Here is a 22,824-nt window from a genome sequence, read left to right as displayed (position 1 = left end):
ACCCAAGTAACGGTCCTGAGAATTTTTCTGGGCGTTCCGACCATGTCGATCTCTGCCGTCGCCGCCTTCACCGACGACAAATGAAGCGTTCACGCAAGTCTAGCTGCACGAACAGTCGCCCCCCGATCTCGCTGGGTAGAATGCAGCCGCGCCCCATCCTAGGCCCCGTCCGATAGCATCTTGTTTATGCGCCGCAAATTTGCGTTCCGACGATGTTAATGATAATTCGGCTAACCCCCACATCCGTTGTCGGGGCGCGCCGATTGCTCGAGGGCGGGGTAAGAGCAGGTTCCGGCCGGAAAGGGGTTGTATTGTGCGCCTCGATGCGCCGATACGACCGAGCAGGGGTGGAGGAACTATTGACTGCTGATCCGCAGGACACGAACGCCAATAACGACGCTAAACACCGCATCGCGATCGTCGATGACGAATCCGGTGTGCGCCAGACGCTGGTGCGCGGGCTCGAACGGTTCGGCTATGTTTGCCGTCCCTTTCGCAGCGGCGTGGATTTCCTCGACAGCCTCGAATTCGAGATTCCAGATTGCGTAGTCCTCGACATGCGGATGCCCGAACTCGACGGGCTGGGAGTACTGGGCAAGATCCCGGCCGAAGCGCAGGCAATACCCGTCATCATGCTTACCTCGCATGGCGAAGTGAGCCTAGCCGTCGAAGCCATGAAATGCGGCGCGGTCGATTTCGTCGAGAAGCCGGTGTCGATCAAGAGCTTCGCAGACAAGATCGCGGGGCATATCGAACGGTCGGTGGAACTCCGGCGGCAGGTTGCGGAAGTGGAAGCGTGCAAATCGCTGATTGCGCGGCTGACATCGCGCGAAAGCGAAATCGCCAACCAGATCGTGCATGGCAGCAGCAACAAGGAAATCGCCCGCGCGCTCGATATCAGCCCGCGAACCGTCGAGGTTCACCGTGCGAATATCTTCAAGAAGCTGGAGGTCCGCAACGCGGTGGAATTCGCTCTGACCTTCGAAAGGGCGAAGTTCGCCGCCCGGCCCGCATCCGTCAACTGCTGAGCGCGGTCAGCTTCGCTCCATCTGCGCCAGTGCACCCGCCAGGTCACGGCGGGTGAACGGTTTGGGCAGCCAAGCGGTATCGCTCCAATCGAGCGCCTCGCGCAGCGATGCCTCGCTCGCATAGCCTGAAATCACCAGCACCTTGAGGCCGGGTAAGCGGCGCTGCGCCTCGCGCGTGAGTTCGATACCGTCCATCCCGCCGGGCATGACGACATCGGTGCACATCAGCCCGATTTCCGCATGCTGCTCCAGTATCTCCAGCGCCTCGCGGCCATCGGACGCGCTCAGCACCGAATATCCTTCGGCGTTCAGAATCCATTCGACGTAGTCGCGCACCTGCGCATCGTCCTCGACCAGCAGGATGGTCGCATTTTCCCCGTCCATCCGCGGACTTGCGTCGTTTGAGCGTGGGACGGGCCGACCACCGGCTGCCTGCGGAAGAAAGATGCTGACCGCCGTCCCCTTGCCCGGGCTGCTTTCCACCAACGCGTGGCCGCCGGATTGCTTGGCAAAGCCATAGACCATGCTGAGCCCCAGCCCCGTTCCATCGCCGATCGGCTTGGTGGTGAAGAAGGGTTCGAAAACGCGCGGCGCGATCTCCGGCGCGATCCCGGCACCGGTATCGACCATCGCTATCCGGATGTAGTCGCCAGGCTCCAGCACGGAATCGAGCAGACCGGCCTCGACCCGGTACGGGCGCGCTTCCAGCGAGAGCGAACCGCCCTGCGGCATTGCGTCGCGGGCATTGAGCGCCAGATTGACCAGCGCATTGTCGAGCTGGCTGGGATCGACCTCGGCATAAAGCGCCTGGCCTTCGACATCGACCGTCAGTTCCACCTGGTCGGGCAGTGCGTGGCGGATCAGGCGGGCTGCCTGCGCCATCTGTTCGGCAATATCGATCCGTTGCGGGGCCAGCGGCTGCTGCCGCGCGAAGGACAGCAGGCGGCTGGTAAGTTCGGCTCCGTTGCGCGCCGCCGAGTGGATCAGTTCGAGCCGTTCGCGGTCCGACGGACTGGCGAGATCTTCGGCCAGCGTCTCCGCATTGCCCATGATGATCATCAGCATGTTGTTGAAGTCGTGGGCCACCCCACCGGTAAGCTGCCCCAGAGCTTCGAGCGACTGGTTCTCGCGCAGGATGTCCTCGAGCCGCCGGCTTTCGGTGATATCGCGCACCGCCCCGACGACGCGGATTGCTGTGCCGTCTTTCGACCGGATGATCGCCGCCCGGTCCTCGACCAGGAGGTGTGACCCGTCCGCGCGCTCGATCCGGTATTCGGCGCGCCAGCGATCCGCCTTGCCTTCGATCGCCTCGCAGAAGGAAGCGATCACCTCCCGTCGGTCTTCGGGCAGGATGGTGTTGTGCCACACGCCGCCCGAATAGGGGGCCAGCGACGGATCGAGCCCGAGCCGCTCCACCCCTTCGCTGGCGCGCCACAACAGGTCGGTGCGCGGGTCGAGTTCCCACAGCATGTCACTCGAAAGTTCGGCCACGATCCGCAGCCGCTCTTCCGAGGTTTCCAGCCGCTGCTCCTTGCGCCGCAGCTCGGTCAGGTCCCGGATCGCCCCGACAATACGCACAGGTTTTTCGTCATTGTAATGGATCATGAATTCCGCATGCGCGATCCCGACGCCGCCCCGCGGCCGAGCAAAGCGGAATTCCCCTTCGAGCCGTTCGCTGCCCTGCTCGAACGCCTCGAGCAGCTGGCCATGCGTAGTCTCGCGCTCGGCCTCGAGGACGAACTGCGCGACATTGTCCAAATTCATTTCGGCCGGCGGCTGCGTTCCGAAAATCCGTTCGAAATTCTGGTTGGTCCAGAGCGCGCCGGTGACGAGGTTCCAGTCGAAGATCATGCTCTTCGCGGCGCGCGATGCCAGTTCGAACCGCTCGCGGTCGCGCTGGGCCGCGAACTGCTGTTCGCGCGCATGAGTGATATCGGTCACGCTGGATACGATGACCGTGACTTCGCCAGCGTCGTTGCAGATTGGAAAGGCACTGCAGGACAGCCACCGCACATTTTTCAGCCCGTCCTGTGCAAGAGCGACGATCAGGCCGCGCTTGAATTCGCCCGTCGCCGCCACCTGCCGCGCCGGATAATCCTCCTTCGCCAGCGTCGTCCCGTCCTCGAGCATGAGCGTAAGCTCCTCGAATTCGCCCAGTGCGGCATCTTCATCGTGCGAAAGACCCAACAGGCGGCAAGCCTGCAGGTTGATCATCTCCACATCCCCTTCGGGCGAGTGGACCACGATACCTGCCTGGATCTTCTGGAAGATCAGGCGAAACTGCTGCTCGAGCTCTTCATTGCGAAGCTGGCGGGCCTTGCTCTCGGTGACGTCACGCGTGATCCCGACATAGCCGATCAGTTCACCATCGTCGCCGAACTGCGGCGTGATCGACATGCTGTTCCAGAACGCATCGCCATTCTTGCGATAGTTGAGGACGTCGCCATCGAATTGCGTACGCGCATCGAGCGCCTGGCGGATCCGCCACTTGGTCTCGGCTGCAGTCTCGGGCCCCTGCAGGAACCGGCACGTCCGCCCGAGCACCTCGCTCTCGTTATAGCCGGTAATCTTGCAGAAATAGCGATTGGCGTAAGTGATCTTCTCTGCGGGATCGGTGAACACCACCCCGTGCCCGATCGCCTCGAGAATTTCTCGGCGAAACATCTTGTCCAACTGCCGAACCTCCACGACGCGAAAAATTGCGTAGCGCAGCCAAGTGCTCCAACACCAGCCCTCGGCGCGCGCCAGCGGGCGTTATCCGCTGCACTGCAAAAGCGAGCGATTACGCCTGGTGGCGGTCCGCCGCATGCTGCGCCTGGCCGTCCAGCCATTCGAGCTGTTCGAGGATCACTGGCGTGACATCGCGATGCGCGCTATGCCCTATGAACAAGTCCATATGGCCGTAATCGGGCACGATCCGCTGCTGGTATAGCTCGCGGTCGTTGCGGTCCTGCAGCCAGACCCGAGTGCGCTGCCCGCTTTCGGGATAGAACAGCTTGTTGGTCGCGCCCGACAGGAAGCTGATTGGCAACGCCAGCCGCCGCGCCGCATCCTCCGTCGTGTAGATCGCATCTCCCGCCGCATCGACTGCCAGCCCCTGCCGCATGATGTCCTGCAGGTGTTCGAACGGCTTGAGCGCAACACGGCTGAACATGCTGCCCAGCGCCAGATGCGTATCGTGGCCCAGTTGCGCATGATCCCAGCTCGGACCGAACACCCCGAATACCCTGCGACATACCGGGTTCTTGCAGGCCTGCCCTTCGGGCACAGGGATCTGGTAGGCGATGGCATCGATTTCATTGTCCTCTTCGGTGCCCTGCCCGACGAAATCGAGATGGCCATCGAGCATCGACACCTGTTCCAGCGCGCCGACGAGGCCGAGATCGGCCTTCATGTAGTTGAGCCAGTCGGTCACCGGATGCAGCGTCAGCTGCGAGGCGATCATCGACCGCACGCCCGACACCCAGCCCGCGCCAATACCCATCAGGAGGCTCATCGAACCGACGCAATGCGCGATCGCCTGGACGCTGTCGGCGCCCGTGACAGCGCGGATCTTGCGGATTGCCGCAGGCCAGTCATATCGCGCGATGTCGTCGATCGTGAACTCGGGCGGATGCTCGGTATCATTGCCCGAATCCGCGCTCGCGCGGTAATCGAACAGCCACACATCATAGCCCTGGGCGACGAGGCTTTCGGCGAGGTTTTCCTCGACCGTCGGTGTCGCGAAGCTGGAGGCGCGCACCGACAGTCCCGGCGCCAGTACCAGCGGCCCGCGCGGGCCGCCACGATAGCGGGTCAGGCCGATGTTGATGCCATCGGCGGTCGGGACGACATGGCGTTCGGGAAGGGGTAGCCGCAAAGCGCGCGCGACCAGACCAGCGGCGTCCTTGGCGGGGAAATCGTTGAGCGTTGCCAGCATCCCGCCATAGGCGCGGAACGTGGTCATCGCGAAGAAGCCCGCATATTTGGCGACGAAATAGGTTTCGATCGCTTTGCGCGCCTGCGGGATCAGGTTCACCACGTGACCGATCAGGCTATTGCTGTCGTGCACTTCGATCGTCGTCAGCTGGCGCATGAATTCATCGATGCCCAGCTTCAGCACGCCGCGCCCGATCAGTTCGCCGGTCGCATCCTCGCCTGTGCGCAGCGTCACGAACAAAGTGGTCAGATCGGTCCACGGATCGGACTTACCGCGCTGCGCAAGCGTCTTGAAGCCATGGAAATGAACGGGGCCTTCAGGTCCTTCGAGGACCATGTCGTAAAGCATCGTCCAGCTTTCCGCCCGTTCGGGATCGGCGACCAGCAGCCGGAAGGTTCCTTCGCGAACGGGCAGCGGATTGGGCGATAGCGCGCTGACCGTCACCGCGCCGGTGATCCGCGAGCGATGGTCCTTCTCCTCGAGCATGCGATGGAGGTTGTCTGTGGTCACCGTCAGGCGGAAATCGCACGCGCTGCCCTCGCTGCGCCCCCAGGCTTCGCCATTGGCATAATCGTCGCGGATCCGCTCGACATGGCCGCACGGACGGTGATGGCATTCGGTGGCGCTGATGTGACCTGCCATGGTTTCGGTGAACGACAGCCCCGGGCTCATCGCATTGGGATGGTCGATCACCAGCTGGCGGATCGCTTCCTTGCCTTCATCGATCGCCCCGGTCCTGAAATGCCGTGCGGCTTTCTCGACGGCTTGCGCCACAGCCTCGATTGCATGGCCGGGAACCCACTTGGCGATGTCGAGCCGCATGCCGTGGGCGGTCGTGGCCGCCGCGGGTTCGGGTGCTGGGTCGGCTTGCGGCTTTTCTGCGGCTTGCTCCACTGGCGCTGGCAAGGGCGCTTCCTTGCCCAGCGTGTAATCGATCTGCCAGCCCTGTCGCCGGGCCAGTTTTTCGATCGCACGCTCGGCCACTGCGGTGATCGTCAGCAACGGATTGACGCCCACCGCCCCGGGCAGCGCCGCCCCGTCGCAAACGTAGAGCCCTTCGTGCACCTCGGCTCCGCTCGTGCCGGCGAACACGCGGCAGGTATCGTCGACCACGCCATGCGCGGCATCGTCACCCATCCCGCAGCCACCGATCGGATGGACGGTGATCAGCTTCTTGCCGAACGGGTCGCTCCACAGGGGATCGGAGAAATACTGCGCATCGATTGCGCGCGCGGCTTCGGCCATGCGGTCGTCGTCGCGCCGGAAACTACGCTGTTCGCCGGCCTGGGCCCAATGGATCGCAAGCCGGTCGTCTTCGAGTGCGAGCTGCCCACCCGAATCGTCGACGCTCATCACCAGATAGGTCTGCGTGCGCGCCATGGGCCCCTTGTATGCCCATTGCGCGATGCTTCCCGGATCGGTCTGGACCGCCTCGCCCATTGCCTTGGCATCGAGCAGGCGCGGCTTGACCTGGTCCATGCCGAACCGCGTGAACCCATCGGCCAGCGCCTCTCCGAAGAAGAATGCAGGCGCGAGCGCGGTGGCAATGATCCCCGGCGCGACACCTTCCTGGATAACCAGCCCGTCGGTGACATCCTCGGTCGCCCGCATGTCGATCACGCCGGTAATGCAGGGCCCCGGATAGGCATCCTTCGCGATATCCGAAGCGCCAACGCCAATCGCATAGAGGGGCTGCGCAGTCAGCGTATCGCCCTGCTTTTCAGCCTTTAGGTAGCTGTCATAGGCGAAGCCCAGCGCGTCGCCATTGCCCGAGAAATTCTTCCCCAGCCTGTCGGACAATGGCAGCCCCTTCTCGCGCGAGCGGAGCAGGATCTCCGTCGACCCCAGCGCGCCCGCGCCGAGGATGACATGGTCGGCCGTGATGCTGCCCGGGCCCTGCGCAGCCCCTTCGCCATTGGGCTCGATATGGACGCGCCAGCGCGGTCCGTCGCGTTCGATCCACAGGACCTTGACCTGCGTGAAAATGTCCGCCCCGTGGCTCGCGGCATCGGGCAGGTAGTTCATCAGCGTGGTGTTCTTCGCCCCGACATTGCAACCAGAAACGCAGTCGCCGCAATTCGTGCAGGCCGGCTGCGGAACGCCGAACTTGTTGATCTTGTCCTCGAAAGTGACGTTGATCGGGGTCTTGTAGAAACGCTGCCCCATCGCCTTGGCCGAATGTTCGAGCGCTTCGAGCTTGCCCAGTACGGGATGGCTGTCGGGATAGGGGTTGGGCGCCAGCATTTCGCGCGCCCGTTCGAAATAACCGTCGATCTCGCTGCGGTTGTCACGAAAGGCTGCGGGCCAATGCGCCTGATCGAGCAGCCGCTTGTCGAGCTCGAGTGCGACGTTGGCGTTGATGAGCGATGTGCCGCCCAGCCCGCAGCCGACCAGAGCATATTGATCGTCGTTTACATGCAGTTCGAACAGGGCGTCGGGTTCACCGATCCGCCCGCCCTTCGCATTGATCTGCATCGCACCCTGCGCATCGGCGAGCTTGTTCGGATATTCGCCCGGCAGGCGTTCGCGGCCGCGCTCGAGCACTGCGACCTGCTGGCCGGCACGGGCCAGCCGCGAAGCCGCAACACCCGCACCGTAGCCGGAGCCGACGACGAGAACTGTATAATGTGATTGCGCCTGGTCGAGAGGCTTTGCGATGCGTTTCTGGGTAGTCATTCTGCTGCCTCCCGCACGGCGTGGTTCGATTGGTCGAGCATGTCGCGGACCCGCCGGTCGGCTTCCGCGACGATGCGCCCGTGTACTTCGCTGGAGAATGCGGCCCATTCGTCGGCTGCGCCCGCCACTGCCTCACTCGCGTCATCGACAAGCCGCGACACGCGCCCGCTGCCTTCGACGCGAACCGGCGCCATCGTGCCGTCGGTCGGGTCGTTGAAGAGCCGCAGCGAGGCGACCTCGAGCTCGTCGGAAATCAGCATGGCGGCACAGCCCTGCACCGGCATCAGCGTCGGTTCGTCGAGTACCCAGCCGCCGGTGTTGAAGACACCGACCGGGGCGGCGTAGCCATCGACCATCAATTCGTCCTGGAACGGCTTGTGCGTGTGTCCGAACACGAACTGCATTTCGCGGGGCAATTCGCCCAGTTCCTCGCGCAGCTGGGCAGCCATGGGTTGCCCGAGATACCAGCCGATGTCGTCGATCTCGGCTTCGCCAAGTACGTGGCCATAGCCTTCGCGCTGGCGTTCGGCGGCGCGTCCCGCGGTCAGATCGACCCCGGCGCGGATCAGGTTATCGAGCGTGATCCCGTATTTCAGCTGCATTTGCGGATTGATGCCCAGCTTCGCGTTCAACCCGCCGGTCAGCCGCCGCGCGATGCTTTCGGCAAAATCGTGGCTGGCGCCGGCGCTTAGCATGGTCTGGTAGAGCGAACCGGTCTGCCCGCCGACTTCGCCTGCGCTGCCCAGATCCGACCACAGGAAATCGATCCACGGGCCGTTCTCCGCCTCGAGCTGGTGCATCGTTGCCGGGCGTGCGGGCGTCTGTTCGAGAAAGCCGCGCATGTTCGACAGCGCACGATACATGCCGTCGAGATAATGTCCGTGATGCATGACCACCGCCCGCTTGCGATCGGCATCGGCCAGGCCCCAGTTGGGATAGGCGATCCGCACCGAAGCGCCGGCCAGGTGCGGACGCTGTGCGATCAGCAATTCCATCAGCCGGCAGCTGTGCGTCGGCTGTCCGATAATCGGGGTGATGTGTTCGAGATCGCCCGGGATCTGCCCGTCCTGCAGCTGCGTCACGAAGCGGTGGTCCTGCGCCATGCGCCACAAGTGATGATCGTGATTGCCCGCGATATAGACGATGTCCCGGCGGAAGATTTCCTGCCCGTGTTCCGGGTAAAACGCATCGATCAGCTGGAGGAACGCCTTCGACACATCGCCGAAGGGCGACAGACCCAGGTCAAGCGCATCGCCCAGCAGCACGAGCTGGGGCTTTTCCCGATCCCCCAGCGTCGCACGCAGGCCCGCAGCGAAGGCCGCCAGCACGGGGGACGGCTCGCGGGCGATTTCCCCGCCGCCGAGCACATGGGTAAGCAGGCTGTCGCGGGCCCCCAGGTGGAGGTCCGACAGGACGATCTGGGCAATAGTCATGAGCGATTCTCCAGGCAGGCATAAAAGGCGTCGCGGACGATCTTCTCGCGCGGGTCGTCCCATTTTCCGGTGCCGAGCTGGTTGGTTATCCAGGCGTAGGCGACTTCGTCCTCGGGATCGGCGTAGGCAAGCGAACCGCCCACTGCGAAGCTGCCGAAGGCGTTTCGGCTGCGGGCGTATTCCCAATCCGAGAATGGTTTCTCGAAGCCGTGCGAATAATACATGTCGAGCGCGAGGATCTGGTCCTTGAGGCCCTTGCGCGGATAGCGATGGCCCGAGGAAATCTTGTTCATCACCGCGCGGGTGATCCCGAGGCGCTCCCCGCCCTCGGCAAAGACCTGGTAGAGTGCGGCCAGCCCGCGTGCAGAGGCCATCCCCCCGGCGGCCCCCTGCCCGGCCCGCCAGAAAGCCTCGCAGTCGAGCGCCCCCGGTCCCTGCAGCAGCAAGGGGTTGTTGAGCGTGCGGAACGCCAGCGTGCCGGGAAGGCACATCCTGATCGTCAGCGGCCAGGGCATGGTGGTGTGGTGCAGGAACAGGTCGGGCACGCCGAAGCCAGCGATCCGGGCGATGCGGCTGCGATCGAAGCTTTCGTCCAGCCCGATGAAGACGTCGATCCCCAGCGGGGCGGCGATTTCCTCGGCGAAGAACCGGCCCAGGCTGCGGCGCTGCGGATCGCGGCGGCGGATCAACTCGCTGGCGATCCAGCCCAGCGTATAGGCATGGTTGCCCGCATAGTCTCCGGGTGTCCAATTGGGCTTCTGCCGCGCGATGGCAGCGCAGATGGCGTCCTCGTCACCCATGGTATCGAGCGTGAGTTTGAAATCGATAGCCGCGAGCCCCGCCTGTTCGGACAGCGCTTCGCCAACTGTCACCGCGCCCTTGCCCTGCGCGGCGAATTCGGGCCAGATGTCGGCGACCGGCTCTTCATAGGCGAACAGGCCGCGCGAGACGGCGACTGCCGCAGCCATTCCGGTCACCCCCTTGGTGAGCGAATAGACCAGCGCGATATCGTCACCCTGCCAGGCCACTTGGCGCGATCGATCCTGCCACCCGCCCTGCAAATCGACCACCGTTTCGCCGCGGTGGATGATGGTGCAGGCAGCGCCCAGCGCCGCGCCCGACCGGATGGTCGCTGCAAAAGCATGTGCTACCGGCTCGAAGCCCGCGGCCACATGACCGCGTGCCCAATCGTCGTCATTGAACCGGCTCGGTTCGGCCGATCTCGGCAAAAGTGCCTGCTGCGACATTCTGGCTCCCCGTCTTTTCCGGCGAACCCCCGCTCGCCCCGCGAATATAGCTAATGTTAAATAGTTAATTCCCGGTTCGGGGGATTACGCAGATGCGGGATCCGATGGTCCCGGCAGCGCCGCGGGTCGCGGCGTTTGAAATGCCTTGCCGGTGCGTGCAAAGCCCTGAGCCATGAATGCCAAGGCAAATCCGGGCGCATGGCGCTTCGCAGTCGATCGCGGCGGGACCTTTACCGATGTCGTCGCCGCAACTCCCGCAGGACAGCTGGTGACCGACAAGCTGCTGTCCGAGAACCCCGGCCATTACGACGATGCCGCGAGCGAAGCCGTGCGGCGACTGATGGACCGTCACGGGGAGGGCCCGATCGCCGAACTGCGGATCGGTACGACCGTAGCCACCAATGCGCTGCTCGAACGCAAGGGCGAGCGGTTGGCCCTCGCGATTACGAGAGGCTTCGGCGATGCGCTGCGGATCGGCAACCAGGCGCGCCCCGAGATATTCGCACGGCATATCCTGCTGCCCGAACAATTGCCCGCACGTGTCATAGAGATCGACGAGCGGGTCGGTGCCGACGGCACGGTTCTGACCCCGCTCGATAAAGCAGCGGCACGCGCTCATTTCGCTGCGCTGAAGGCCGACGGGTTCGATGCGCTGGCCATCGTCCTGATGCACGGCTGGCACTACCGAGCACATGAGGAACGCCTCGCCGAGATCGCGCGCGAGGAAGGCATCTCCCAAGTCAGCGTCAGCCACGAGGTCGCCCCGCTGATCCGCTTGGTTCCGCGCGGCGACACCACGGTGGTCGATGCCTATCTCTCGCCTGTTCTGAGGCGCTATACCGATGCCTTGCAGGCGGGCCTGCCGCAGACCGACAGCCTGCGCTTCATGCAGTCGAACGGCGGGCTGGCCGAAGTGGGCGCCTTCCGCGGGAAGGACGCGATTCTCTCGGGCCCGGCCGGCGGTGTGGTCGGGATGGTCGCGGCGAGCGAGCCGCTGGGCCATCGCAAGCTCATCGGGTTCGACATGGGCGGGACCAGCACCGATGTCGCCCATTACGCGGGCGAATACGAGCTTACTGCCGACAGCGTGGTAGCCGGAGTGCGGATCGCCGCACCGATGATGCAGATCCACACGGTGGCCGCAGGCGGCGGCTCGATCTGCCGGTATGATGGCGGGCGCTTCCGCGTCGGCCCGGAAAGCGCAGGCGCCGATCCGGGCCCGGCTTGCTATCGCAAGGACGGCCCGTTGACGGTGACCGACTGCAACCTCTTTCTCGGCCGGATCGATCCAGCGTTTTTCCCGAGCGTCTTCGGCCCCGATGGCGACCAGCCGCTCGATCCAGCCGCGGCGCGCGCGCGGCTGGAAGACATCGCCGCTGGCCTGCCCGAAAGCCGTTCGCTCGAGGACATTGCCGAAGGCTTCCTGGCCATCGCGGTCGACAACATGGCGAATGCAATCCGCAAGATCAGCGTCGCGCGCGGGCATGACGTCACCACTTATGCGCTCGCCTGTTTCGGGGGAGCGGGCGGACAGCATGCCTGCCGTGTGGCCGATGCACTGGGCATGGGCACAGTGCTGGTCCATCCGCTGGCGGGGATCCTGTCCGCCTATGGCATCGGGCTCGCGCCGGTAAAGGCGATCCGCGAGGTCAGCCTCGTGCGTCCGCTGACCGAAGACTTCACCGCCGAACTCGGCGCGCTCGAAGCGGATAGCCGCGCCGCCCTTGCCGAACAGGGCATCGCGCCTGACCAGATCGTTCTCGAACGCCGCGCCCGGCTGCGGTTTGCCGGCAGCGACAGCGTGCTCACGCTCGACTGCGAAGATCGCGCGGATATGGACGCCGCTTTCCGCACGCTCCACCGCCAGCGTTTCGGCTATTCGGACGCCTCCGCCCCGATCATCGTCGAAGCGCTCAGCGTCGAAGCCAGCGGCACTTCGGGCGGGCTTGGCGAAGCGGTTGCCGAACCGGTATCATCGGGCACGGCTGCCACGGGCGGTTGGGAGACCATCGACCGCGCCGCAATGGTTTGCGGCGAACCGGTCGCGGGGCCCGTACTGGTCATCGATCCGGCCTCGACCACGGTGGTCGAACCCGGCTGGCAGGCGGAGCGGGCGGTCGAGGGTAGCCTGATCCTGAAGCGCAACGAACCTTTGGCGCGCAGCAGTGCGGCGGGGACCCTCGCCGATCCCGTCCGGCTGGAGATCTACAACAATCTGTTCATGGCCATTGCCGAGGAAATGGGCGTCGTGCTGCAATCCACCGCCACCTCGGTCAACATCAAGGAGCGCCTCGATTTTTCCTGCGCGCTGTTCGATGCGGCCGGCGAACTGATCGCCAATGCCCCGCATATCCCGGTGCATCTGGGCAGCATGGGCGACAGCATTGCGCGCGTGATCGAGGCCCGCGGCGAAGCCCGTGACGGTCGCGGGTTCAGGCGCGGCGACGCCTACATGCTCAACGATCCCTATCGCGGCGGCACCCATTTGCCCGATATCACCGTGATCGTCCCGGTGTTCTATGGCGAGGACAGCCGCGAACCCGATGCGTTCGTGGCCGCGCGTGGACATCATTCGGACGTCGGCGGGATCGCGCCCGGATCAATGCCCCCCGAGAGCCGGACGATCGAACAGGAAGGCGTGTTGATCGACAATATGTTGCTGGTCGATGAAGGCCGCTTCTGTGAAAGCGACGTGCGCGAGCTGCTGGCATCAGCCCGCTATCCGGCGCGCAATCCCGATCGCAACATTTCCGATCTGCGCGCTCAATTGGCAGCGTGCACCCGGGGGATGGAACTGCTCCAGGCGGCGGCGCGCGACGAGAGCGCAGAAGTCGTCTCCGCCTATATGGATCACGTGCTCGCCAATGCAGAGGAAAGCGTCCGCGGGCTGCTGTCGCGGCTGGACGATGGCGAGTTTGCCTACCCGATGGACAATGGTGCCGTGGTCAAGGTCGCGATCCGGATCGATCATGCCAGCCGCGCGGCCGTGTTCGACTTCACCGGCACCAGCGACCAGCTGCCCGATAATTTCAACGCTCCCAAATCGATCACCCGGGCAGCCGCTCTCTATGTCGTGCGCACGCTGGTCGACGATGCCATCCCGATGAACGACGGGTGCCTGCGGCCGGTCAAACTGGTGATCCCAGAAGGATCGATGCTCAACCCCCGCCCCGGCGCCGCAGTGGTGGCGGGCAATGTCGAGACCAGCCAGGTCGTCACCGACACGCTGTTTGCGGCAACCGGCCGCCTGGCCCCCAGCCAGGGGACGATGAACAACTTCACTTTCGGCGACGGAACCGACCAGTATTACGAGACGATCTGCGGCGGTTCGGGCGCGGGGCCGGACCACGATGGCACCAGCGCGGTGCAGACCCACATGACCAATTCGCGGCTGACCGATCCCGAAATCCTCGAGACCCGCCTACCCGTGCGGGTCGATGCCTTCGCGATCCGCGCGGGGTCGGGGGGCGATGGCGAATTTCGCGGCGGCAACGGGGTGGAGCGGCGGATCACCTTCCTCGAACCGATGCACGCCAACATGCTCGCCAACCGGCGGGCGATCGCGCCGCGCGGCATTGCCGGCGGGCATGATGCCGCGCCGGGACGCGACTGGGTGGAACGCGCGGACGGGTCGCGCGAGGATCTGGGGGCTACCGCCAGGGCCGAAATGCAGCCGGGCGATACCTTCGTGGTGCTGACCCCGGGCGGCGGCGGGTTCGGCCCGCCCCGCCCGGTGTAAGCATATCGATCAGACGGCGGCGTCGCGCTTGACCGTGATCACCTGCGGATAGGTGAACTCCTTCAGCCCATCGATGCCGTATTCGGCGCCGAAGCCCGACTGCTTATGCCCGCCGAAGGGCGCGAAGGGCGACAGCTGCATGAATTCGTTGATCCAGACGGTCCCGGTTTCGAGCTGCTCGGCGATCTCGACGCCCTTGTCGGTATCCTTGGTCCAGACCGCACCTGCCAGCCCGTATTCCGAATTGTTCGCCCGCTCGATCACTTCGTCGACGCTGGCGAACTTCATCAGCGGCATGACCGGGCCGAACTGTTCCTCTGCCACGATGCGCGCATCCTCGGGCGGATTGTCGAGGATGGTGATCGGCACGTAATAGCCCGTGCCCGAGGGATCCTTGTCGCCCCCGGTGAGGAACTTGTAGCCATTGTCCTTGGCGTCCTGGATCAAGTCGAGCACGCGCTCGTACTGCTTCTTGTTCTGGATCGGCCCGACGCCCGTGCCCTGCTGCGAACCGTCACCGACGACCACGGTCTTGGCATAATCCGCGATTGCCTTCGACAGGTCGTCGTAGATATCCTCGTGGATGTAGATCCGCTTGGCCGCGATGCAGACCTGGCCGGCGTTGGAGAAACTCGACCAGAACAGCTGTTCGGCCACCTTCTGGACATCCGCATCGGGCAGCACGATCGAGGCGTCGTTGCCGCCCAGTTCCAGCGTGATGCGCTTGAGGTCGCCCGAGGCGCCTTCCATGATTTTCTTGCCCGTAGCGGTCGAACCGGTGAAGGTAATCTTGTCGATATCGGGATGCTCGGTGATCAGCGGGCCGAGCGTGTCTTCGCCGGTGATGATGTTCACCGTACCCGCGGGCACGACATCCTTGATCAGTTCGGCCACCCGCAGCGTGGTGAGCGGCGTGAAGGGCGACGGTTTGAGCACGATGGTGCAGCCCGCGACCAGCGCCGGGACGATCTTCTGGATCGCCATCATGATCGGGAAGTTCCACGGCACGATGCCGCCGACCACGCCCACCGGCACGCGCCGCGTGCGCGACAGGCGGGTATCGTCGTCCTGGTTGATCACATCGTCAAGCGTGAGCGTCGACTGGGCGGCAGCGAGGCCCGCCGCGCCGTAGATTTCCTGCTGTGCCTGCGCATGCGGCTTGCCCTGCTCGCTGGTCAGCAAGCGGTAGAGCTCGTCGGCATTCTCCTTGATCGCAGCGGCGATCCCCTGGACGACCTGCTGCCGTTCTTCGGCGGTGGTCTTCTTCCACTGGGTGAAGGCGCGGCGTGCAGCTGCAACGGCGCTGTCGAGTTCTTCCTTGCCGCAGGACGGCACACGGCCAACGACCTGCTCGGTGGCGGGGTTGAGCACCTCGAGCCATTGGCCGTTATCGACCATCTTGCCGTCGATCAGGTTCTTGTAGTCGGTCATGTCTCTCTCCTCGCGCAAATCTGGGATTCGTCCCTTGGCATCACACTGTCGAAATTCGTTGCTCGATGCAACGGGTCTTGCGGTGCGGCGCCAAATTGGAGAGAGAGGCGCCGAAGAGGAGAGCAATGCAGACCTTCGTTACCGAAGCCGTCGATTGGCCCGAGACCGCGCCGGACCTGCGCGAACAGGTGCGCGCGCTGGTGGCCGCGCATGGCGAGCGCGACCCGGTCCGCCGTGCGAATTGCTGGACCAAGGCAAACCCGCAGTTCAGCAAAAAGCTGGGCGAGGCCGGGCTGCTCGGCATGACCTGGCCCAAGGAATACGGCGGGCATGAACGCAGCCAGCTCGAACGCTATGTCGTGATCGAGGAATTGCTTGCTGCGGGCGCGCCGGTCGGCGCACACTGGATTGCCGACCGGCAAAGCGGGCCATTGCTGTTGCGGCTTGGAAACGAGGAACTGAAGCGCCGCTGGGTGCCAGAGATCGCGCGCGGCGAAGCCTTCGCCTGCATCGGTTTGAGCGAACCGGGGTCGGGTTCGGACCTCGCCTCGGTCCGCACCACGGCACGGCGCGATGGCTCGGATTGGGTGATCGACGGGCAGAAGGTCTGGACCAGCGGCGCGCATGTCAGCCATTTCATGATCGCCCTGGTACGCAGCGAAGCGGGCAGCGAACGCCAGCAGGGCCTGTCGCAATTCGTCATCCCGATGGATACGCCCGGTGTGACGGTGAAACCGATCACCGACCTCACCGGCGCGCATGAGTTCAACGAGGTGTTCTTCGACGCCGTCCGCCTGCCAGCGCATGCGTTGCTGGGCGAAGAGGGTGCCGGCTGGAAGCAAGCGACTGCCGAGCTCTCGCTCGAACGGTCGGGACCCGAACGCTATCTGTCGTCGATGGTGCTGTTCCTCGAACTCGTGCGCCATGCGGAAACTGCGCAGGATACCGCGCTGGCCGAACTGGTCGGCAGGCTGGCCGCGGAAGCCTGGACCCTGCGGCTGATGAGCGCATCGGTCGCTGCCAAGCTGGCGCGCGGCGAAGACCCGGCGCTGGAGGCGACCATGGTCAAGGACCTCGGCAATTCCTACGAACAGGCGATCCCGCAGCTGGTGCAGGCCGCGGTCGATTGGGAACGCATCGATGCACAGGTCGTGCAGGCAGTCTGCTTCTACCTGCTGCAGGTCAGCCCGAGCTTCTCGCTGCGCGGGGGAACACGCGAAATCGTCAAGGGCATCATCGCCCGGGGGCTGGGACTACGATGAGCGACACCAGACGCATGCTGGCCGAAATGGCCGATCCGCTATTTGCCGAACTGGGCGCGGATGCCACGATGGACCGTGACGGGGCCAGGCTCGAACAATTGGGCCTGCCCGCGCTGCTGATGCCCGAAGCCGATGGCGGTTTCGGCGGTGACTGGATGGACGCGCTGACCGTTTTCCGCCTCGCCGGCTACCACGCCTTGGCCATCGACCTGCCCGCTATGATCGTTGCCAAGACGGCCGGGGAAGGCACCGAAGCGCACTTCGCCCTGATGGCGTTCGCGCGCACGGCGCAGATCGCCGGCGCGCTCGATGCGGCGCTCGCGCTGTCGGTCGGCTATGTCAACGAGCGGCGACAGTTCGGCCGGCCGCTCGGCAAGTTCCAGGCCGTGCAGCAGTCGCTCGCCGGATTCGCCTGCGAGGCGGCTGCCGCGAATTGCGCAGCCGTCGGTGCGGCACAGGCGCTTGAGCGCGGGGATGCCGGGTTCGAAATTGCCGCAGCGAAACTGCGCGCCAACCGCGCGGTGGAGGTGGGCACGACGGTCGCTCATCAGGTTCATGGCGCGATCGGCTTCACGCACGAATACGGGCTTCATCCGCTGACGCGGCGGCTGTGGCAATGGCGGTCCGAATACGGGAACGACGCCTATTGGAGCAAGCGTTTGGGCACACTGGTGGTCGATGCGGGGGCCGACGCGTTCTGGCCCGGGCTGACCGCGCGAACCGACTAGGCCAGCGCAAGCACACCGGTCAGGATGTTGCGCACCAGGTCGACTTGCCCGCGCGCGCCCGTCTTGGCGTAGATTTTCTTTGAGTAATAGCGGGCGGTTTCCACGGTCAGACCGTGCGCCTGCGCCGCCTCGGAGATCGAGAGCCCTTGCGCCAACGACCAGGCGAGCCGCGCTTCGGCGGGGGTCAGATCGAACAGATCGACCAATTGTTCGTGCCGGTCGGCGCTCGATGAACGGTCGCCGCGCAGATAGACCACTGCCACCGCCTCGCTTTCGCGAGCGAGCGCATCGATCCGCATCGGCGCCACCAGGATATCGATCCATGGATCCTGCGCCAGGTTGATGGCACGCGGCCGGTGGCGGCGGTCCCGCGCCATCGCTTTGGCCAGCGCGGTGAGTTGGCGATCGATCGCGGGAGAAGATGGGACCAGCCGGTCATACGCCCCCCGGCGCAGCACGCCCGAGCGTTCAAGCAAGCGCTCTGCCTGCGCATCCATATCGACGATGCGGCAACGCTGGTCCAGCGCGATCCAGCCGAAATTCATCCGCCGGAACGCCTCCGCACTGACCGAAGCGCGGTTGCGCTCGCGCTCGATCGAAGCGACGACCTGGAGCGCCACGCGCACATGCGGGACGAGCGCCGATAGCAGGCTGGCGACTTCGGCCCCCGGCGTGTTGTCCGCGAGCACGCACAAGGTGAGGTCGATGTCCGCTCCGCTCACGCGGACGGCGCGCAGGCCATCCTCGCGACCGTCCAGATCGCCACCCGAATAGACACGCGCCTCGCGCATTGCGGCAGTAACAGCCGCAATCGGGGCCCCGTCGCCCAAGGCGATATCGCCCCCCTCACCCGCGCTCGCCAGCCGGATCGCCGCACCCCGCGCGCCGCAGACGCGCCGCAACTGGCGCAGGAATGTCTGCCACATGGGTTGCTCGAACACCCCCGAATGGAGCGGTACGAGCAGGTCGGTCTCGCCGAGATTGGGAATCCGCATGCAAGCTTTTCTATCACCTCCCATTTGGGAGGTCTATCCTGACGATCCGCTCCTATCTCTGGGGCAAGTGTTACGGAGCCCCACATGACCGAACCCCAGACCCTGACCCACCTCCAGCGGCTCGAGGCCGAGAGCATCCACATCATGCGCGAGGTCGCTGCCGAGGCAGACAGGCCGGTGATGCTCTATTCGATCGGCAAGGACAGCGCCGTCATGCTGCACCTCGCCAAGAAAGCCTTCTATCCCTCGCCACCGCCCTTCCCCTTGATGCATGTCGACACGACGTGGAAGTTTCAGGACATGTATGCGCTGCGCGAAAAGGCTGCGCGTGATGCGGGGATGGAACTGATCGTTCACCAGAATCCCGAAGCCGAGGAACGCGGGATCAATCCCTTCGATCACGGCCCGCTGCATACCGACATGTGGAAGACCGAAGGGCTTAAGCAGGCGCTCGACAAGCACGGGTTCGATGCCGCCTTCGGCGGTGCGCGCCGCGACGAGGAAAAGAGCCGCGCGAAAGAACGCATCTTCTCCTTCCGCACGGCGACGCATGGCTGGGACCCGAAAAACCAGCGCCCCGAGCTGTGGAACATTTACAATGCGCGCAAGAAGAAGGGCGAGAGCATTCGCGTCTTCCCGCTGTCCAACTGGACCGAGCTCGACATCTGGCAGTACATCATGGCCGAGAATATCGAGATCGTGCCGCTCTATTTCAGTGCCAAACGCCCGACCTACGAGCATGAAGGCGGGCTGTTCATGGCCGACGACATCGACCGGCTCGAGAAGGTGATGGGCTATCGGCCCGAGATTACCGAGCGCTCGATCCGTTTCCGCACGCTGGGCTGCTTCCCGCTGACCGGCGCGGTCGAGAGCGAGGCCGCCACCTTGCAGGAAGTGGTGCAGGAAATGCTGCTCACCACCACCAGCGAGCGGCAGGGCCGCGTGATCGACAAGGACGCGGGCGACGCGTCGATGGAGAAGAAAAAGCAGGAGGGTTATTTCTGATGAACGACCCCATCTACCGGACGGACGCGCTGATCGCGGACGACATCGAAGCCTATCTCGAGCAGCACCAGAACAAGTCGATGCTGCGCTTCATCACCTGCGGCAGCGTGGATGATGGCAAATCGACGCTGATCGGCCGCCTGCTCTACGATTCGAAAATGATCTTCGAAGACCAGCTCGCCGCGCTCGAGAACGACAGCAAACGCGTGGGCACGCAGGGGCAGGAGATCGACTTCGCCTTGCTCGTTGACGGGCTCGCCGCCGAGCGCGAACAGGGTATCACGATCGACGTCGCCTATCGCTTTTTTGCGACCGAGAAACGCAAGTTCATCGTCGCCGACTGCCCGGGACACGAGCAATATACGCGCAACATGGTGACGGGCGCCTCGACCGCCGATTGTGCGGTTATCCTGATCGATGCGCGCAAGGGCGTGCTGGTCCAGACCAGGCGTCACAGCTTCCTGTGTCACCAGCTCGGCATCAAGAACCTCGTCCTGGCCGTCAACAAGATGGACCTGATCGACTACGATCAGGAAAAGTTCGAAGCGATCGTGGCCGATTACCGGAAATTCGCCGACAGCATCGGAGTTGAGGATTTCACGGCCATTCCCATGTCCGGCCTTGCCGGCGACAACATCACCACCCGATCCGGCAACACGCCCTGGTACGATGGTCCCGTCCTGATCGACCACCTCGAGACCATCGAGGTCAGCAACACCGCCAGTCAGGCCAAGCCGTTTCGCATGTCGGTACAATGGGTCAATCGCCCCAATCTCGATTTTCGCGGCTTCTCCGGCCTGATCGCCAGCGGCACGGTCAAACCCGGCGACGAACTGCGTTCGCTCCCCTCGGGCAAGACCAGCACGGTCAAGTCGATCGTCACCATGGATGGCGACCTGGACCAAGCGGTTGCCGGCCAGTCGGTCACCATCACGCTGGCCGACGAGATCGATTGTTCGCGCGGCGATGTTCTGGCCGCAGCCGACAGTCCGCCCGAAGTCGCCGACCAGTTCGAGACGACCATCGTGTGGATGGACGACGAACCGCTGGTCGTCGGGCGCGCCTACTGGCTCAAGCTGGGCGCACAGATGGTCAGCGTGACCGCGGCGGAACCCAAATACGAGATCGACGTCAACAATCCGTCAGGCTCGGGGTCGCACCTCGCCTCGCAGACACTTCACCTCAATCAGATCGGCGTGTGCGAGATCACCACCGACCGGCGGATCGTGTTCGATTCCTATGTCGACAACCGTGCGCTGGGCGGGTTCATCCTGATCGACAAGATCACCCATCGCACGGTCGGCGCAGGCATGTTGCATTTCAGCCTGCGGCGCAGCCAGAACGTCCATTGGCAGCCGACCGACATCACCCGCGATCATCACGCAGCAATGAAGAACCAGACGCCGCGCGTGCTGTGGTTCACCGGCCTGTCGGGTTCGGGCAAGTCGACCATCGCCAACGAAGTCGAAAAGAAGTTGGCGCTGATGAACCGCCACACCTACCTGCTCGATGGCGACAATGTCCGCCACGGCCTCAACAAGGATCTCGGTTTCACGGAAAGCGACCGGATCGAGAACATCCGCCGCATCGGCGAGGTGGCCAAGCTGATGACCGATGCGGGGCTGATCGTCCTCACCGCCTTCATCAGTCCGTTCCGCGCGGATCGCCAGCTGGTCCGCGACATGATCGACGCGGGCGAGTTCGTCGAGATCCACGTCGATACGCCGCTGGAAGTGGCCGAGGCCCGCGACGTGAAGGGGCTCTACAAGAAGGCGCGCGCGGGCAAGCTCAAGAACTTCACCGGGATCGACAGCCCCTATGAGCCTCCCGAAGACCCGGAGATCCGCGTCAACACGGTCGAAATGACTCCCGAGGAAGCCGCGGATTACATCATCGGCCGCATCCTGCCGCTCAAGTGACCATACGGCCGGGGCCTGGCGCGAAGCTGGCCCCGGCCGCCGTGATCGAGCGGGCGAAAGCGTAGATTGCACGCGCTTCAGATAGGATTTGTCGAGCTTGCACTTGTCAAAGGCGCCGCGCTTCGCGAAGACCTTCACCTAGCCGAATGGTCCGACCCGGTAGAAACTGGACGGGGAATTCCGAGCCTTAGCGGATGGAAACCGGAGCTTGAGCATATGAACCTCGAATTCACCCCTGAAGAGCAGGCCTTCCGCGACGAAGTGCGCGCCTTCATCGAAGAAAATTACCCCAAGCACCTTGGCGACGTGGGCCTGCGCGAAGACCTCTCGCGCGAGGATTTTCTCGCCTGGCACAAGGTCCTCGGAGAAAAGGGCTGGTCGGTTCCTGCGTGGCCGGTCGAGTATGGCGGCACGGGCTGGACGCCTACCCAGCGATACATCTGGTCCGAGGAGAACGCGCGGGTCAATGCGATCATGCCGCTGCCGTTCGGCGTCTCCATGGTCGGGCCGGTGATCTACACCTTCGGCAGCGAAGAGCAGAAGGCGCGGCACCTTCCGGGCATCCGCAGCGGCGAAGTATGGTGGTGCCAGGGTTATTCCGAACCCGGCGCGGGTTCCGACCTTGCCTCGCTCAAGACCACGGCGGTGCGCGACGGCGATCATTACGTCATCAACGGCCAGAAGACCTGGACCACGCTGGCGCAATATGCCGACTGGGGCTTCTTCCTCTGCCGCACCGATCCGGACGCCGCCAAGCCGCAGGAAGGCATCAGCTTCATCCTCGTGGACATGAAGTCGCCAGGTGTCGAAGTGAAGCCGATCAAGCTGCTCGACGGCGGTTACGAGGTCAACGAAACCTGGCTGACCGATGTCCGCGTCCCGGTCGAAAACCTCGTTGGTGAAGAGAACAAGGGCTGGACCTATGCCAAGTTCCTGCTCGCTCACGAACGCAGCGGGATCGCCGGTGTGGCCCGCTCGAAGCGCGGCGTCGAAAAGCTGCGCGAAATTGCTGCCAACGAAACGCTCGATGGCGAACCGCTGATCGACGATCTGGATTTTGCCCGCAAGGTGAGCCAGCTCGAGATCGACCTCGCCGCGCTCGAGATCACCGAACTGCGCACGCTTGCAGGCGAGCAGGCCGGCAAGGGTCCGGGACCGGAAAGCTCGATCCTCAAGATCAAGGGCACTGAAATCCAGCAGCGCCTGACCGAACTCACGCTCGAAGCGGTCGGCAGCTACTCGGCCCCTTATTACGGCAGCATAGCCAACGACACGGGATCGAACGAATACCCGATCGGCCCCGACTACGCTCACAATTCGGCGGCAACCTATTTCAACATGCGCAAGACCTCGATCTATGGCGGATCGAACGAGATCCAGCGCAACATCATTACGAAAATGATCCTCGGGCTCTGAGAGCGCCGGACGGCACGGGAAAGGGA

At 64.2% G+C, this 22,824-nt stretch carries 13 protein-coding genes; 7 read left to right on the top strand and 6 right to left on the bottom strand.

The window, feature by feature from the left end; all coding sequences use genetic code 11:
- Positions 1 to 359 precede the first annotated feature (359 nt).
- Positions 360 to 1,028, top strand: coding sequence for a response regulator transcription factor (locus tag SJY12_RS12490; RefSeq protein ID WP_197462325.1), 669 nt, complete (start codon positions 360 to 362; stop codon positions 1,026 to 1,028).
- 6 nt (positions 1,029 to 1,034) lie between these two features.
- Here SJY12_RS12490 and SJY12_RS12485 read toward each other — a convergent pair whose 3' ends face one another.
- From SJY12_RS12485 to SJY12_RS12470, 4 genes are all read right to left on the bottom strand, one after another.
- Positions 1,035 to 3,692, bottom strand: coding sequence for a PAS domain S-box protein (locus SJY12_RS12485; protein WP_397505521.1), 2,658 nt, complete (start codon positions 3,690 to 3,692; stop codon positions 1,035 to 1,037).
- A 118-nt stretch (positions 3,693 to 3,810) separates the two neighbouring features.
- Positions 3,811 to 7,623 (bottom strand): GMC oxidoreductase, encoded by a 3,813-nt coding sequence (locus SJY12_RS12480; RefSeq protein WP_397505520.1) that lies wholly within the window; start codon positions 7,621 to 7,623, stop codon positions 3,811 to 3,813.
- On the bottom strand, positions 7,620 to 9,056 hold the full coding sequence (locus SJY12_RS12475) for a metallophosphoesterase (protein ID WP_397505519.1): 1,437 nt from the start codon (positions 9,054 to 9,056) through the stop codon (positions 7,620 to 7,622). Before SJY12_RS12475 ends, SJY12_RS12480 begins: the two co-directional genes overlap by 4 nt.
- Positions 9,053 to 10,303, bottom strand: a complete 1,251-nt coding sequence (locus SJY12_RS12470; protein ID WP_397505518.1) for a serine hydrolase domain-containing protein — start codon at positions 10,301 to 10,303, stop codon at positions 9,053 to 9,055. Before SJY12_RS12470 ends, SJY12_RS12475 begins: the two co-directional genes overlap by 4 nt.
- 172 nt (positions 10,304 to 10,475) lie before the next feature.
- On the opposite strand from SJY12_RS12470, the gene SJY12_RS12465 reads away from it, so the two are divergent.
- A complete protein-coding gene (locus SJY12_RS12465; RefSeq protein ID WP_397505517.1) occupies positions 10,476 to 14,042 on the top strand; it encodes a hydantoinase B/oxoprolinase family protein in 3,567 nt (1,188 codons plus the stop codon).
- A gap of 9 nt (positions 14,043 to 14,051) precedes the next feature.
- Here SJY12_RS12465 and SJY12_RS12460 read toward each other — a convergent pair whose 3' ends face one another.
- Complete coding sequence (locus tag SJY12_RS12460; RefSeq protein WP_063507010.1) at positions 14,052 to 15,473, bottom strand: aldehyde dehydrogenase family protein; 1,422 nt, start codon at positions 15,471 to 15,473, stop codon at positions 14,052 to 14,054.
- A gap of 125 nt (positions 15,474 to 15,598) precedes the next feature.
- On the opposite strand from SJY12_RS12460, the gene SJY12_RS12455 reads away from it, so the two are divergent.
- Both SJY12_RS12455 and SJY12_RS12450 read left to right on the top strand, forming a co-directional pair.
- The gene (locus SJY12_RS12455; RefSeq protein ID WP_397505516.1) at positions 15,599 to 16,735 is read left to right on the top strand and encodes an acyl-CoA dehydrogenase family protein; all 1,137 of its coding nucleotides are present in this window, start codon (positions 15,599 to 15,601) and stop codon (positions 16,733 to 16,735) included.
- Positions 16,732 to 17,463, top strand: a complete 732-nt coding sequence (locus SJY12_RS12450; RefSeq protein WP_397505515.1) for an acyl-CoA dehydrogenase family protein — start codon at positions 16,732 to 16,734, stop codon at positions 17,461 to 17,463. The genes SJY12_RS12455 and SJY12_RS12450 overlap by 4 nt, the downstream gene beginning before the upstream one ends.
- On the opposite strand, the gene SJY12_RS12445 is transcribed toward SJY12_RS12450, so the two are convergent.
- Positions 17,460 to 18,458, bottom strand: coding sequence for a helix-turn-helix transcriptional regulator (locus SJY12_RS12445; protein WP_397505514.1), 999 nt, complete (start codon positions 18,456 to 18,458; stop codon positions 17,460 to 17,462). The genes SJY12_RS12450 and SJY12_RS12445 overlap by 4 nt on opposite strands.
- A gap of 84 nt (positions 18,459 to 18,542) precedes the next feature.
- Here SJY12_RS12445 and cysD point away from each other — a divergent pair, with 84 nt between their 5' ends.
- The 3 genes from cysD to SJY12_RS12430 all read left to right on the top strand — a co-directional run bounded on the left by cysD (position 18,543) and on the right by SJY12_RS12430 (position 22,798).
- Positions 18,543 to 19,463: a sulfate adenylyltransferase subunit CysD gene (cysD, locus tag SJY12_RS12440; RefSeq protein WP_397505513.1), complete on the top strand. Its 921-nt coding sequence runs from the start codon at positions 18,543 to 18,545 to the stop codon at positions 19,461 to 19,463.
- Positions 19,463 to 21,382 (top strand): sulfate adenylyltransferase subunit CysN, encoded by a 1,920-nt coding sequence (cysN, locus tag SJY12_RS12435; RefSeq protein WP_397505512.1) that lies wholly within the window; start codon positions 19,463 to 19,465, stop codon positions 21,380 to 21,382. The genes cysD and cysN overlap by 1 nt, the downstream gene beginning before the upstream one ends.
- A gap of 216 nt (positions 21,383 to 21,598) precedes the next feature.
- Positions 21,599 to 22,798: an acyl-CoA dehydrogenase family protein gene (locus SJY12_RS12430; RefSeq protein ID WP_397505511.1), complete on the top strand. Its 1,200-nt coding sequence runs from the start codon at positions 21,599 to 21,601 to the stop codon at positions 22,796 to 22,798.
- The last annotated feature ends 26 nt before the right edge of the window (positions 22,799 to 22,824 follow it).

This window comes from Qipengyuania sp. R86523 (genome assembly GCF_044596365.1).
In the GTDB taxonomy this organism is placed as follows: Bacteria; Pseudomonadota; Alphaproteobacteria; order Sphingomonadales; family Sphingomonadaceae; genus Qipengyuania; species Qipengyuania citrea.
Note: the sequence above shows the minus strand (reverse complement) of the source record. Positions and strands in the feature narration are given on the sequence as shown.

Excerpts from the sequence above, each read along its gene's own strand:
- SJY12_RS12485 (WP_397505521.1), bottom strand. The coding sequence starts at position 3,692 with ATGTTTCGCCGAGAAATTCTCGAGGCGATCGGGCACGGGGTGGTGTTC.
- SJY12_RS12480 (WP_397505520.1), bottom strand. The coding sequence starts at position 7,623 with ATGACTACCCAGAAACGCATCGCAAAGCCTCTCGACCAGGCGCAATCA.
- SJY12_RS12475 (WP_397505519.1), bottom strand. The coding sequence starts at position 9,056 with ATGACTATTGCCCAGATCGTCCTGTCGGACCTCCACCTGGGGGCCCGC.
- SJY12_RS12470 (WP_397505518.1), bottom strand. The coding sequence starts at position 10,303 with ATGTCGCAGCAGGCACTTTTGCCGAGATCGGCCGAACCGAGCCGGTTC.
- SJY12_RS12465 (WP_397505517.1), top strand. The coding sequence starts at position 10,476 with ATGAATGCCAAGGCAAATCCGGGCGCATGGCGCTTCGCAGTCGATCGC.
- SJY12_RS12460 (WP_063507010.1), bottom strand. The coding sequence starts at position 15,473 with ATGACCGACTACAAGAACCTGATCGACGGCAAGATGGTCGATAACGGC.
- SJY12_RS12455 (WP_397505516.1), top strand. The coding sequence starts at position 15,599 with ATGCAGACCTTCGTTACCGAAGCCGTCGATTGGCCCGAGACCGCGCCG.
- SJY12_RS12450 (WP_397505515.1), top strand. The coding sequence starts at position 16,732 with ATGAGCGACACCAGACGCATGCTGGCCGAAATGGCCGATCCGCTATTT.
- SJY12_RS12445 (WP_397505514.1), bottom strand. The coding sequence starts at position 18,458 with ATGCGGATTCCCAATCTCGGCGAGACCGACCTGCTCGTACCGCTCCAT.
- cysD (WP_397505513.1), top strand. The coding sequence starts at position 18,543 with ATGACCGAACCCCAGACCCTGACCCACCTCCAGCGGCTCGAGGCCGAG.
- cysN (WP_397505512.1), top strand. The coding sequence starts at position 19,463 with ATGAACGACCCCATCTACCGGACGGACGCGCTGATCGCGGACGACATC.
- SJY12_RS12430 (WP_397505511.1), top strand. The coding sequence starts at position 21,599 with ATGAACCTCGAATTCACCCCTGAAGAGCAGGCCTTCCGCGACGAAGTG.